Below are 15,611 nucleotides of genomic sequence, written 5' to 3'. Positions count from 1 at the left end.
TCCTTCTAAAATAAGTATATAACCTTATTAAGCTCATTATCTTTATATAAAGTAATTCTGTTAGTATTTTTAATTGAAAGATTTGTTGCTGTGAAATCTTCAAATTCATATTGATTTAATGCTTCATCTAAACCTACAGGCAAACATTCTCTATATCTCCATGGATTAAAATCGTCCTCTTCTTCATCTATATAAGCATCTATTTTAAAATCTCCAGTTTTAAACAAACTTTGTATATGACTTACTTCTTTTACTTCTTTCAAATCCACCTTTTTTACATCTGTAATATCTGCAAAATGATCATTTTTGCCTAAATAAGGTATGAACTTAGCTTTATTATTTAAAATCAATTCTGCAAATTCTTCTGTAGTTTCATCTATCCTAACATATATTATCCAGCATGGATCTTGAAGCCATTGTTCTTTAACTATAAGATTTCCACCCTGCTCCAAACTTGCATATCCCACAGAATTATTAAAGGTTTGAATTTTCTTGGTTATATATCCTTGCTTATTACAAGTAACTACAGCTACCTTGGCACCCTTTAACTTTTCATAAAATTTAGGATAAACTTCACTTTGTTTGTTATATCCATCTAATCCCACAATACTTCCCATAATTCCAAGAAGAGCAACCTTATGTATGTTTCCATAAGTGAAATAATAATAAGTGTTTACATCTGGCTTTTTAAAGAATGCAGTTCTGCCTGAAAGCTTGAATCTTACCACCTGCATATCTTAAACCTCTTTTCTTGTAAATATATTGAAGGTTTTAGCTCCTTTAGGAATATTATTTAATTTTAATTTATAATCATTATAGTAAATCTCCATACTCTTTATCTTATCTTTGACTCCATCTAACAAATCATCTAAATTAAGTTCAAGAGCATCATGTTCATTTACTTTTTGAAAATCCATAAACTGTGTTAAATTAGGAAGATATGTATCTTCTTCTGTTTCTATAAACATGGCAAATTCATTTTCGCAGCCTGCTTTGGAGTTTGTATTAAGAGCAGTAGCCCCTACAAGAGCTGCTTCTTTAAATTTATTATAATCTTCTTCTGTATAACCTTCTGTAACACTCATTTCTTCATAGTTCTTATAAGAAATTGGATTAATGTAAAATGGATATAAATAATGTGCTTCATTACTTACAATTTTTGTACCAAGGGTACTTTGATTTGCTTCTGCTGCTTCCTCTCCCTCTTTAGCTTTTTTGTCACTTCTAAAAGGAGAAAGTATTTGCTGTTCTTCAGCATTTGAAGCTTCATAAACATTAAAGCCCTGACCAATTTGTACAGCTCCAGTTAATCCAATATTGTTACCTTCTTCTGCAAAGGTTGCTCCAAAAGCTTTAACATCTACAGCTGAAAAAAGGTTTTTAAGTATAACTGTAGTTTCATCCTTTTTAGTAAGTGTAGTATTAAAAATTTCATTATATCTTTCTTCTAAAGATTTTGGTTTCATCTTTTTATCCTTATCCACTTTAAAGGACTTTATATAAAGCACCTTTTCAGAATTAGCTTCCCAATATTTTTTCATACTATATTTTAAAGCTTTATCACTTCCAAAAACCGTTCCATCACTAATTGTTTTAGGGTATCCACTGAAATCTGCATTCCAATTTGCCATAACAGCTTTAATTCCAATTACTCCATATACTCTATTCATGCTTAATATCCTCCCCTATTTCACCATTATTTTTATCTGATTTTTTTAATATTAAATTAGGACACAAAAAACCTGCAATAAGTATATCCTGGTCTACATCACCTTCTGGAGCATAAGCTTCAACCATATAATACATATTGCTAAATTTTAAAGACCCTTTTATTGCATAACTGTATTTCATGAATAACCTTCTAAGCTGTTCCTTTATAAAATCATCATTTTTAGCACTAAGTATTGGTCTTATAAATGAGTAATTCTTAGTACTAGACTTGTTTAGTGCATAAAAATACTGCATTAACTGCCCTACGCAAAAGTAATATTCTTTATCATCATTTATTTCTACCTTATAATCTGAATCTACTTTTATATTTATCTTTTCATCTAAACTTTTTCGTATATCCTTTACACTACTTGCCATATTGTCCCCTCCATTTTCATTTTTAAAATAATCCAATAAAGCATGCCTTAAATTAAATTGATTAATGGCTTTATTTACATTTCCACGAAGCATTGAATTACACAAAAGTTCTCTTGTTACTTTGTTCCAAAACTTACTTACAAGAGAATCTTCTCCTTTATAAAACCAAGTGTAAAATCCATATCTATATTTAATAAGAATTTCCTTCAATTTATTATCATCCAACCTTATATCTTTAGGTTCTGTAAAATAGTTATTATTTAGGTAATTGCTAAAAAATATTTCATCTATAGCTCCTTTTAATTCATTTAAATTGCTAAAGCTTTTTTTAAGTGGTAAAAAATCCTTGCCAACGCCCTTATCAATTATTCTTGAAAGCTTCATAGATTTCTTTAACTTATATCTATAATTAGTTACAACATCAGAATCTACAATTTCAACTTCTTTTCCCTTGTTTACCCTTAAAAAATGACCTTGGAAGTTTTTATTTCTTCCTTCCTTAGGTGTCATTTCCTCTATTTCATTTCCAACATAGACATAATTTTTACCCTGTGCAGAGCAATTCAATAAATAACTAAAAAGCTTTTTTTGAATAACTATTTTATCAGCTGGTACAAGAAGTGGCAGCTTAGTTTTCCTAGTTTTATTTTCTAAATAAGGTTTTTTCGAATTTAGTCCCATATTAAAATCAGGAAGTCCATAAACCTTTTCTTCGATTTTAACATTGTAATCAGTGCTATTATAAATATTAGGAAGAATGTACTTTTTACTTTCCTTTTCATAATTTTCTGAATTGGTTTTGTAGAAGAGTTTAAGGTAAGTTTTATCTAACTTAAGCTTTAAAGCTATTTTATATATATTTTCCTTTATCCATAAGTTTATTTTATCTATAATCTCTTCATCTGATTTTCCATACTTCTCTTCAACTTTTAAATAAAGTTCTAAACTTTTAGGTTTGTTTTTATATTTAATTTTAGGATTTTTAAGTACGCTATAATATGTATCAATAATTTCATCCTTAAGCTTTCCTTTTTCAGCATCTAAATTATCCTTCTTTACATAAAAGGCATACATATTATTACTGTGAATTATTTTATTAGGATCAACGGGTTTATTCATTGAAATAAGGCCACTCATATAGTCTAGCTTTGCAAAATTTTTATAACTTTCTTCTTCCTTATCTGTTTTCTTATTCACGTCAAAAATGTCTATTGTATCTGCAGTATCTTTCAGGGTAAACACAGCATATTGTCCTGGTGCAAGCACATAATTATCTATAATTAAACCTTCACCTTTTTCCTCATACTGCTTTTTAAACACTTCACTTATTTCACTTATCACAAATTATCCCTTCTCTCTATTTAATGTATTGATAATTCATGTATCCATAGCCTCTGGGAGACATATCCCCAATGCCAGTTCCAAGAAGCATATATGCAATATTTTGAGCTTCAATACCTATATCTACAGTCAATGTAATTTTATCACCAAGCATTCTTCTACCTTTAAAACTAGTAGCTATTGGAGTTCTGTTATCTATTCTTTCATAAGTAAATATCCTTAAGCTTCTATCTACTTTTTCCCCTGTTAATACTTCATATTTTTTTATACTATTTTCTCTTATGTATTCAAAAAAGTCTTCTTCATTATGCTTATTTCTCCAGTATTCTGTTTTTTCCACATCTGAAATCTTAATTACAGTTGGAGTTATACTGTAAATTCTATCTATTGGCTTTTTAAATATGCTTTTGCTTTCACAGGTAAGTGCCTTTATAGAAGTTGTATACTCATTAGTTAAAAACTTTACAAAATGATTTTTTAGTTCTTCTCCTACACATCTTATTTGAAAATTGTATATTTCACCTTCATTATAATTCTTATTTATTGAAATTGGATACAAGCTATTAAAGCAATAACCCTTTATTCTGTTTTCTTCATGAAAATCCTTCAGTTTTTCATTTTTATAAAAAGATTTGTCTATTAACTTACTTATAGCCTCCTGTACATCTTCTTTTGATATATCTTTTATTAAAAAAACTTTAAAATTACATTCAAATATATGCACAATATTTCTCCTTTTTAAGCTTTATCACTAAATTACTAAAATTTTATTATAGATATATAATCCAATTTTCACCCATGCAAAATTTAACTTAGTACAATCAAATTACAAAACAAAGCTTTCATTTAAAAATTGAGAGTGAAAAATTAAATACCCTAAGCTTTGATTACAATATTATATATCTATATTTGTTTCTAAATGCACCAATTAATTTCATATATATTACTATTCTACGTTTTTATTACAATACCTCTATAATTTTTGAAATTTTTTGTAGAATTTCAAAAATCTCTTCACATTCACATTAATAGAACATCAATTTTACAATAAAAAAGCAACTAAGTAATAAAAATCACCTATTTGCTTTCTTTAAAATTCACCCCTAAGTTTATTAAGTTTTTTGAATTAGATAAAATATATACTCCAGTTAATATTGCTGCTGTAAATATAGTTTTACTTATAAAGCCTTTCATTTTCTAGCACCTCCATTTATCATAATAATTAAATTTCAAAGTTATTAAATTGTTTTACAAATAATATTGAATTTAAGGATTTATTATTTAACTATATAACTTTCTTTACACAACTCTTGTTATTGTTCACATTAAATGTTTAACAAATAATATATTTAAATACAATTTTTGCTGAAGTTAAATTTAAATTATACTTGAGATAAATTTATTCAAAGGCGAAAATATCAAAAGCTAAATTTTCATTACACAAGACATTATTGCCTAAGTTCTAAATAATATACACTTATAAAAAATTTATTTATTTTAGTCTCTAAATATTTTCAATCACATCCTATGTTATAGTTCAACAGATATGGATTGCGGTATAAGCTTTGATGCAACTCATTTAAATACATCCTATGTTATAGTTCAACTTAGTATAAAGTAAGAAAAAGTGCAGGAGGTTACCAATTTAAATACATCCTATGTTATAGTTCAACTATATTGTCCTAATCCGTTTTGGATGGATGTTACTGATTTAAATACATCCTATGTTATAGTTCAACGCATGTGGTATAACATAGCATTAGAAGCAATAGAAAATTTAAATACATCCTATGTTATAGTTCAACATTATGTTGCATCATCATAGTATTTATTCCCATCAAATTTAAATACATCCTATGTTATAGTTCAACGGACTATTATAAGTGAAATTATTAATTACTGTAGTATTTAAATACATCCTATGTTATAGTTCAACAAAAGTTACAAGAGGTTAAATCAATTTTTCAGAATAATTTAAATACATCCTATGTTATAGTTCAACCCTTTGTACTTTAACCTTAGTTGCAACATCTTCAATTTAAATACATCCTATGTTATAGTTCAACATATTTCAAAATCATACCACCATAGATAACATTTTCATTTAAATACATCCTATGTTATAGTTCAACGTAAATATAGGTTAATTTAAAAGGAGATAGATAAGAATTTAAATACATCCTATGTTATAGTTCAACTAAACATTTGTCTAATACCATTCCTTTTTCAATACATTTAAATACATCCTATGTTATAGTTCAACATATATAAATTTGAAGACAGATAGGGGGATGCTGAAATTTAAATACATCCTATGTTATAGTTCAACTATTAATATTCGTTACAGATGGATAAATAACTACTAATTTAAATACATCCTATGTTATAGTTCAACCGAAATCTCTTGTTTAATTCCGTTTACACAAATAAAATTTAAATACATCCTATGTTATAGTTCAACTTGTATTTGGTAGACACTATAGAGCTTACCAAGGCGGATTTAAATACATCCTATGTTATAGTTCAACTTTAATAAATGGAGTATATGAAGGTGACTTAGCACAATTTAAATACATCCTATGTTATAGTTCAACTGTAAATAAGTTAGGACATAAAGAGGTTTCTGATGCATTTAAATACATCCTATGTTATAGTTCAACTCAATAAAATTTTATCATAAAGGAGAAGTGGTACAAATTTAAATACATCCTATGTTATAGTTCAACGTAGCTGTGGCGGAGACATTCTTACAACGCAGGCAAATTTAAATACATCCTATGTTATAGTTCAACACATTACCTACAACTCCTATAATTTGCCCATTCTCATTTAAATACATCCTATGTTATAGTTCAACTTTATTGAAGGAAAACATTATTATAAGTTACAAGGATTTAAATACATCCTATGTTATAGTTCAACAAAAGTATCAAAAGGTTATGTTAAATATGTTTGGTAATTTAAATACATCCTATGTTATAGTTCAACCACTGTAAAATAGCCATTATTCTTTTTCATTATAACCCTTAATCCATTGAAAATAAAGGACTTACTTAAAATTTTACCAGCCGTTTTTTGATTTTTAAAAACACAATATAAAAAGTACCCTTAAGCCTTATACTTCAAGGCTTTAAAGGCACTTTATTTCTAGCTTCAGCTGGTGAATTTCTTAGTTAATTCAAGTTAGTATTACACTTTATGTTAATACTAGAACATCTTTACCTTCAAAAGCAATTCCAAGCTCTATTACATTTTTTACTCCAAGTTCAATAAGCTCTTGTTTATAATTCATAGTTTTTATTTGAGCTAATGCATTTTCAGCTGCTGTATTTAAAGTTTCTTTTCTCCTTTTATTAACTTTTTTAAACTCAATTATTATACCATTTTTTTCTATATCCTTTGGAATAATCATTATATCATATCTTCCATAGCCGCTTTCTCTGTTAGATTTCACTCTATATTTATCATTTAACGCCACTAATATTCCAAGTACAAAAGCATGATAAAAGCTCTCACTTTCATCACCTATATCAAAGTAACTAAAGCTCTTGGTCACATAATCTGCAAAAATATCTTCAAAGGTTTCTATATCTCCATTTGTAAGTGAATTTAACATAAGATTGAATTCATCATTATTTACGCTTTCTTTAAGCCAGCTCATTATTATTTCATTATACAAGTATTTTACTTCTATATTAGGTATAGCAAGTTCACATACAAGTCTTCCATCTGGCTTTCTTGTCTTTTTCACAGTTTTCAAATATCCGCTAAGAAGTAAAAAACTCCATACATTCTCTGTACTTTTGTCTATTTCCTTCATTTCAATATTTTCATTTATTGCTTTTGTTATATTTTTATCTTGAATTAAATCTTCCAGTTCACTTTTTAGCTGCTGATCGCCTTTTGTTATAAGTTTTTTCACTAAATCATTGCTGCTGGTATTTATCCAATATGGCTGAAGTCCTTCTTCATAATTATTTACATAATTTAGTATGGACCATGGATTATATATTATGTTTTCTCCAAATACATAGCCATTGTACCAGCTTTTAACTTCATCAAGCTTAAATTCTACTTTGTAATATCTAAAAATGTTTTCTATCTCAGCCTCTGAAAATCCAAAGTAGCTGCTGTATTTATTTTTTAAAATACTATATACATTTAAATTATTAAGTCCTGAAAATATACTCTCCTTCGCTACTCTAAGTATACCTGTAAGAATTGCCTTTTCTAAATATATATTATCCTTCAAGCCTCCACTTAAAAAATTTCTCATAAAATTTATAATATCTTCGTAGTAATCACCATTATATCCACTTTGTATTGGTACATCATATTCATCTATAATTATTACAGCTTTTTTATTATAATACTTAGATAAATACATGCTTAAACTTAATAAACTTTTATAATAATATATATCTTCTGCCTTTAAGTTCATAACATCCTTATAAATTTCTTTTTCTTCATCATCCATTATATTACTTTCAAGAAGATATTTATGCCTTTTAAATTCACTTCCTATTACAAATTTCATCCCACTTTTACAATCTTTCCAACTTAAATATTTTTCATCCTTAAAGGTGAGATAAATAACTGGATATTTTCCTTGTCTTTCCATAATATCTTTATGTTCATATATATTCAATTCTTCAAAAAGAAAGCTGTTATCTTCATCAGTCTTTTCAAAGAAATACTTAAGCATGCTCATATTTATAGTCTTTCCAAAACGTCTTGGCCTTGGTAATAATAAAACTTTTGATCCATCTTCCATTATCTCTTTTATAAACAAACTTTTATCTACAAGATAGTAATTATTATTTACAATTTCCTTAAAATCAGTTATACCTATAGAAATCTTTTTCACTTAACCACTTCCTTCCTTAACAATTATTTTAACACAAACAGTGCAATTTAAACATTCATAAAAAATGCTACTGCTGATTTATAGCAGTAGCATTTAGTTTAAATATGTCATATGTTAAAGTTCAACACAGATAGGAAAGGAAGTGGAAACTTTGGCAAAGTTATTTAAATACATCCTATGTTATAGTTCAACATGTTCGAAATCAGAATGGACTTATGATTCTGTGCAATTTAAATACATCCTATGTTATAGTTCAACAAGCTCTTAGGTGGTTTTCTGGTGGAGAAACAGTGTATTTAAATACATCCTATGTTATAGTTCAACAGGTGCTATAAGGCAGGTGAAATAAATGGTTGAAAATTTAAATACATCCTATGTTATAGTTCAACAAAAATAGAAAATGATGAATCTAGTGAGGAAATATTATTTAAATACATCCTATGTTATAGTTCAACAAGATGGTGAACGTTGTATATTCGTAATTACGTCAATTTAAATACATCCTATGTTATAGTTCAACGATATATCGTATACAATATACATAAAGAGGTGATTTATTTAAATACATCCTATGTTATAGTTCAACTAAAAATTATGTGATATTAGCATTAGGTGAATATACATTTAAATACATCCTATGTTATAGTTCAACTCCACTGGCTTTGGATCATTTCTCATGCTAAATTTAATTTAAATACATCCTATGTTATAGTTCAACGTGGTTTGTAACTGTAGTTATAAGTTCAGCATTTGCATTTAAATACATCCTATGTTATAGTTCAACCAGATAGATAGAGCATTAAATGCACTTAGTAATATATTTAAATACATCCTATGTTATAGTTCAACATGCAGAGGATGGTAGTTTACCAGGAGTAATTGGATTTAAATACATCCTATGTTATAGTTCAACTTTTAAGCAGATGTATTTTAATATGTTGGTACTGAATTTAAATACATCCTATGTTATAGTTCAACTTAAGCCCGCCGTTTTGTAATTCTCCTATAGCTCCAATTTAAATACATCCTATGTTATAGTTCAACAATGCTAGGTATAAGATATATTCCATATTCCTCTTTATTTAAATACATCCTATGTTATAGTTCAACAAGTGGCTTTGAAGTTAGCCCATAATATTCACCAATTTAAATACATCCTATGTTATAGTTCAACATATAGGCAGCAGGACAATTAATCTAGCAATTTTATTTAAATACATCCTATGTTATAGTTCAACCTATAGTACAAGCTAGAAACCCACAAAAGGTAACATTTAAATACATCCTATGTTATAGTTCAACTTCCGTACTATAGTAGCTTATTTTTATGTGGCAAAATTTAAATACATCCTATGTTATAGTTCAACATGGTTGCTTTGGAATGGGGAAACTTGTGTACATCTAATTTAAATACATCCTATGTTATAGTTCAACGCATTTAAAGTTTACATATATAGGGGGATTTGTTTAATTTAAATACATCCTATGTTATAGTTCAACACATTACCTACAACTCCTATAATTTGCCCATTCTCATTTAAATACATCCTATGTTATAGTTCAACATATAATGCTTTATTAGAATTGAATATTCCTTTAGATTTAAATACATCCTATGTTATAGTTCAACTTTAAGCTTATCTTCATCTACATAAGCAACTTTAAAATTTAAATACATCCTATGTTATAGTTCAACACTTTAAACAGAATTGATAAAGTGGTTTTAAAATAATTTAAATACATCCTATGTTATAGTTCAACAACTTACTATATAGCGAAGGATAATCTAGGTATGATATTTAAATACATCCTATGTTATAGTTCAACCACTGCAAAATAGCCATTCTTCTTTTTCATTATACCCCTTAATACATTGAAAATAAAGGATTCCCTTAAAATTTTACCAGCTGTTTTTTGATTTTTAAAAACATAATATAAAAAGTACCCTTAAGCCTTATACTTCAAGACTTTAAAGGCACATTATTTCTAGCTTCAGCTGGTAAATTTCTTAGTTAATTCAAGTTAGTATTACACTTTATGTTAATACTAGAACATCTTTACCTTCAAAAGCAATTCCAAGCTCTATTACATTTTTTACTCCAAGTTCAATAAGCTCTTGTTTATAATTCATAGTTTTTATTTGAGCTAATGCATTTTCAGCTGCTGTATTTAAAGTTTCTTTTCTTCTTTTATTAACTTTTTTAAATTCAATTATTATACCTCGTTTTTCTGCATCCTTTGGAATAATCATTATATCGTATCTTCCATAACCACTTTCCCTATTAGATTTTACTCTATATTTATTATTTAATGCCACTAATATTCCAAGTACAAAAGCATGATAAAAGCTTTCACTTTCATCACCTATATCAAAGTAACTAAAGCTCTTAGTCACATAATCTGCAAAAATATCTTCAAAGGTTTCTATATCTCCATTTGTAAGTGAATTTAACATAATATTAAATTCATCATTGCGTATACTTTCTTTAAGCCAGCTCATTACTATTTCATTATATAAATACTTTACTTCTAAATTTGGTATAGAAAGTTCACATATGAGTCTTCCATCTGGATTTCTTGTCTTTTTTATAGTTTTCAAATATCCACTAAGAAGTAAGAAACTCCATACATTTTCTGTACTCTTGTCTATTTCCTTCATTTCAATATTTTCATTTATTTCTTTTGTTATGCTTTTATCTTGAATTAAATCTTCTAATTCACTTTTTAGCTGCTGTCCACCTTTTGTTATGAGACTTTTTACTAAATCGTTACTGCTAGTATTTATCCAATATGGCTGAAGTCCTTCTTCATAATTATTTACGTAATTCAATATGGACCAGGGATTATATATTATATTTTCTCCAAATACATAGCCATTGTACCAGCTTTTAACTTCATTTAATTTAAATTCGACTTCATAATATTTAAAAATTTCTTCTATCTCAGCTTCTAAAAATCCAAAGTAGCTGCTGTATTTATTCTTTAAAATATCATATACGCTTAGATTGTTAAGTCCTGAGAATATACTTTCTTTTGCTACCCTAAGAATGCCTGTCATCACTGCCTTTTCAAGGTATTCATTATCTTTAACTCCACCGCTTAAAAAATTTCTCATAAATTCAACTATATCTTCATAATAATTATTCAAATATCCGCTTTGTATTGGTACATCATATTCATCAATTAAAATCACTACATTAATGCCATAATATATGCTTAAAAATTTGCTTAAATTCTTAAGACTGGTTTCATATTGTGCTTCAGATGCCTTTCTAAGTAAAATATCATTATAATATATTTTATCTACTTCACTTAGGCTATCTAATATAAATTTGAATTTATTATATTGTTCACTTAAAATTTCTTTTATCTTTTCATAACATTTATCAATATTTTTGTCTTTTAAATCTTTAAAAGTTATATAAATCACAGGATATTTCCCCTGTCTTTCCATAACATCTTTATGTTTATATATATCTAATTCTTTAAAAAGAAAGCTATTATCTTCATCAGTTTTTTCAAAGAAATACTTAAGCATACTCATATTTATAGTCTTTCCAAAACGCCTTGGCCTAGGTAATAATAAAACTTTTGATCCATCTTCCATTATATCTTTTATAAGCAAACTTTTATCTACAAGATAGTAATTATCATTTATAATTCCTTTAAAATCAGTTATACCTATAGGAATCTTTTTCACTTAACCACTTCCTTCCTTAACAATTATTTTAACACAAACAGTACAATTTAAACATTCATAAAACTAAATGCTACTGCTGATTTATAGCAATAGCATTTAGTTTTAATATATCCTATGTTAAAGTTCAACGTTGTGGTTTAACTGGAAGTACAAAGCTATCCTTAATTTAAATACATCCTATGTTAAAGTTCAACATAAAGTAAAGAGTGACACAATTACTAAAATAGAATTTAAATACATCCTATGTTAAAGTTCAACCTTTAGAGAAAAATCTTTTTTTAAAGGGTATTACAGATTTAAATACATCCTATGTTAAAGTTCAACAGATATTTTGCTTGGAATTATACCAATGCACCTAAAATTTAAATACATCCTATGTTAAAGTTCAACTGTTTCTTTACCATAGGTAACTGCTGCAGTCGCAAAATTTAAATACATCCTATGTTAAAGTTCAACTACTCCAGTAATCGACTTAATGGCAGCTGATATATCATTTAAATACATCCTATGTTAAAGTTCAACTTATAGGGCGGCTTAACGAACATCCTAAGTTTTAATTTAAATACATCCTATGTTAAAGTTCAACTTATTTGCTTGGATGAAAGAACATGGCTATGAACCATTTAAATACATCCTATGTTAAAGTTCAACTTTTTTATATTTTCTATATCTACATCACTAAATGTTATTTAAATACATCCTATGTTAAAGTTCAACTATACCCTTACAGCATATACATATGATATGGTAAAATTTAAATACATCCTATGTTAAAGTTCAACAGGTTATAGTGGACGAGTTAGATGCTTAGATACAGTATTTAAATACATCCTATGTTAAAGTTCAACTGTTAATGCTTATGAAACAGATAAAGCAAATGGTTGTATTTAAATACATCCTATGTTAAAGTTCAACCACTGTAAAATAGCCATTCTTATTTTTTATTATACCCCTTAATCTATTGAAATTAAAGGATTTTCTCAAAATTTTACCAGCTGTTTTTTGATTTTTAAAAATATAATATAAAAAGTACCCTTAAGCCTTATATTTCAAAGCTTTAAAGGTACTTTATTTCTAGCTTCAGTTGGTAAAATTCTTAGTTAAATTAAAGTTAAAACTACATTTTATAATATAAAATCAAATTTATTAGCATTTCAAGATTAGAATGAATATGATGATTTAAATTATTTCTATGCAGTTATTTTTTTCTTAACAGGAATCCATATTTCGCTGTAGTAGTTTTCATCCTGATTACCTTTTGGATAGTCATCCAAATTAGTGTACATTTCAATATTATAACCTGCTGCAATTTCATAATCCTTGCAATTAGGCAGCCATTCTGAGAAGATTTTTTTATTCACATCTTGTATAGCTTTTGGCATCGCACCTCTACAAGCAAAAACAGCCCATATATGCTTAGGAATAACCTTTGTAATAAAACCATCAGGTATTTCTATGGATGGATTATAATCATCTGCAATCAAATATTCAAACCCATTTGAGCCCATGCTCTCATCTATACATATTCCATACATTCCACATACAAATTTACCTTTTCCTGTTTTATAATGCTCTACCCAAAACTGTGGAATTTCTGCAAGTGCATCATCGTACTTAAATACTTTTGATACACCCATAACAGTAAAGGAATCCTTTTTAACAATTTTATAATCCATAATATAACCACCTTCCAATGAAAATTTGATTTTCAGAGGAGCAAACGATTTAATCATTGCTCCATCTTTTCGAACAGCAGTAGGTGTAACACCATGAAATCGAGTAAAAGCTTTTGTGAAGCTATCTGGTGATGTATAACCGTATTTCAATGCAATATCAATGATTTTCTTATCAGTAAAAACGAGCTCATTTCCAGCAAGGGCAAGCCTTCGTTGTCTGATATACTCTCCCACTGTAAAACCACAAAGCATTGCAAAACATTTTTGAAAATAAAAGGGAGATATAAGTGCTTTTTTTGCAATATTTTTTATTACAATTTCTTCAGTGATATTCTCCTCTATATAGTTGACAACTTCACCTATTCCTTCAATCCATCTCATAATCATCACCTCTATCTATACATATATCTTATCTCTTTTCAAGTGATTATTCCCGACTTTTTGTGTTATATTTTGTCTGAAAAATTATTAAACAATTTCAGTGAAGTAAACTTACATTTCATAATGTAGCCCCTTCCTCAAATACATCCCATGTTATATTTCAACCTGTAAAATAGCCATTCTTCTTTTTTATTATACCCCTTAATTCATTGAAATCAAAGGATTTACTTAAAATTTTACCAGCCGTTTTTTGATTTTTAAAAATATAATATAAAAAGCACCCTTAAGCCTTATATTTCAAAGTTTTAAAGGTACTTTAGCTTTTCCTATGGCTGGTAAATTTTCATATCAAAAATAAAATTATAAAATCTTGCTATCTATTTACATTATATTCATTAAATTTTTATCATATTTAATCTTTAACAAGATTTAACTCCATACTTATCTAAATCTTCTATATTTTCTATATCTAGTATATCTTCAATAATTGAGTTTAACTTATTACTGTCCAATACTTTTACACTTTCAATTATTACTTCATCTACATTATTAAACTTCTTATTAAGTAATTTTATAACTCTTTCAACATCTTTTAATCTAGATTGTTCTCTCTCTTCTTCTCTTCCTTCTTCTTTTCCTTCTTCTTTTCCCTCTTGTTTATAATGTAATCTTCTAATTTCATCTATACTCATTTTAAATGCACCTCCAATTTCTTTTTTATATTCTTCATATTTTTTCTCTAACTCTGGATCTTCAATTAAAAATAAGTATTCTAGAAAGTCTACTAATGCTTTTATTTGTTCATTATTTTTTATTTTTTCATATCCTCTTAGTTCTTCAGCTAATTTAATTTTTGCCTTAAATATTTCTTCATCATTAGCTTTTATTTCTAGTAAATTCTTTGCCATTTTAAATACTAACTTTAGTGGATTATTTTCACTGATATTTTCTAGTTTTATATTTTCTATATCTATTGTCCTAAAATTATATATTAATATTTCTTCATTTATATCTGGCAATTTATATATGTAACTTTTATCTTTGCCTCTTTCTCCCTTATATGTATATATAACTGCTGCTACTATTTCTGATTTATCCTCATACTTATACCTGAACTTATCCCAAATTCTATAAAAGTATCTGAACATTCTTTCTCCAAATACTTCATTTTCACTACTGTAGCTCTGTACTTCCACATGTATAAACAATATTTTACTATTATTATTCTTTAACTTCACCTTTATTATTTTGTCCGATATTACCTTTTCGCTGCTGTCTTTATCAAAAATTTTCCTTTGTATTTCCTGCAATTCTTTGTCCAAAGAATCTGCTCCATATTCCCAGGCTATATTTTTAAATATCTCTGGAAAAAGCATTTCTACTATTTCTACTTCAAAAGCTTCCAAAATCGATTTCCATGCTGCATCAAAATCATGCTTCTTTGCCAAAACTTATCCACTTCCTCTTGCGTTTTATCTTTCTTTAAAACAATTATAAAGCATTTATATTATTCTATTCAATATCATTTTTATTGAATATGACAAAACACTGCAAAATT

General features: G+C 27.2%; 8 protein-coding genes and 3 CRISPR repeat arrays. All 8 genes read right to left on the bottom strand.

Annotated features, from left to right (window positions below; all coding sequences use genetic code 11):
- Nucleotides 1-5: 5 nt before the first annotated feature.
- The gene (cas5b, locus tag HBE96_RS03445) at nucleotides 6-734 is read right to left on the bottom strand and encodes a type I-B CRISPR-associated protein Cas5b (protein WP_169296363.1); all 729 of its coding nucleotides are present in this window, start codon (nucleotides 732-734) and stop codon (nucleotides 6-8) included.
- Nucleotides 735-737: 3 nt separating this feature from the next.
- Nucleotides 738-1,670, bottom strand: coding sequence for a type I CRISPR-associated protein Cas7 (locus HBE96_RS03440; RefSeq protein ID WP_169296362.1), 933 nt, complete (start codon nucleotides 1,668-1,670; stop codon nucleotides 738-740).
- A complete protein-coding gene (locus tag HBE96_RS03435) occupies nucleotides 1,663-3,429 on the bottom strand; it encodes a hypothetical protein (RefSeq protein ID WP_169296361.1) in 1,767 nt (588 codons plus the stop codon). The genes HBE96_RS03440 and HBE96_RS03435 overlap by 8 nt, the downstream gene beginning before the upstream one ends.
- Nucleotides 3,430-3,445: 16 nt before the next feature.
- Entirely contained in the window at nucleotides 3,446-4,153 is a 708-nt protein-coding gene (locus HBE96_RS03430) for a CRISPR-associated endoribonuclease Cas6 (protein WP_169296360.1), read from the bottom strand.
- A 788-nt stretch (nucleotides 4,154-4,941) separates the two neighbouring features.
- Nucleotides 4,942-6,417: direct repeats of the CRISPR family, unit length 30 nt; unit sequence ATTTAAATACATCCTATGTTATAGTTCAAC.
- A gap of 208 nt (nucleotides 6,418-6,625) precedes the next feature.
- Nucleotides 6,626-8,296 carry an AAA family ATPase gene (locus HBE96_RS03425; RefSeq protein ID WP_169296359.1) on the bottom strand — a complete coding sequence of 557 codons (1,671 nt, stop codon included), beginning with the start codon at nucleotides 8,294-8,296 and terminating at the stop codon, nucleotides 6,626-6,628.
- Nucleotides 8,297-8,392: 96 nt separating this feature from the next.
- A CRISPR array of direct repeats spans nucleotides 8,393-10,123; the repeat unit is 30 nt; unit sequence ATTTAAATACATCCTATGTTATAGTTCAAC.
- 208 nt (nucleotides 10,124-10,331) lie between these two features.
- Entirely contained in the window at nucleotides 10,332-11,996 is a 1,665-nt protein-coding gene (locus HBE96_RS03420) for an AAA family ATPase (RefSeq protein WP_169296358.1), read from the bottom strand.
- Nucleotides 11,997-12,095: 99 nt separating this feature from the next.
- Nucleotides 12,096-12,911: direct repeats of the CRISPR family, unit length 30 nt; unit sequence ATTTAAATACATCCTATGTTAAAGTTCAAC.
- A gap of 275 nt (nucleotides 12,912-13,186) precedes the next feature.
- Complete coding sequence (locus tag HBE96_RS03415) at nucleotides 13,187-14,053, bottom strand: AraC family transcriptional regulator (protein WP_169296357.1); 867 nt, start codon at nucleotides 14,051-14,053, stop codon at nucleotides 13,187-13,189.
- Between the two features lie 419 nt (nucleotides 14,054-14,472).
- Entirely contained in the window at nucleotides 14,473-15,501 is a 1,029-nt protein-coding gene (locus tag HBE96_RS03410) for an Rpn family recombination-promoting nuclease/putative transposase (RefSeq protein WP_243186814.1), read from the bottom strand.
- Nucleotides 15,502-15,611 lie beyond the last annotated feature (110 nt).

This window comes from Clostridium muellerianum, assembly GCF_012926525.1.
GTDB classification, from domain to species: Bacteria; Bacillota; Clostridia; order Clostridiales; family Clostridiaceae; genus Clostridium_AM; species Clostridium_AM muellerianum.
This window is presented reverse-complemented; position numbering and strand designations above follow the sequence as displayed.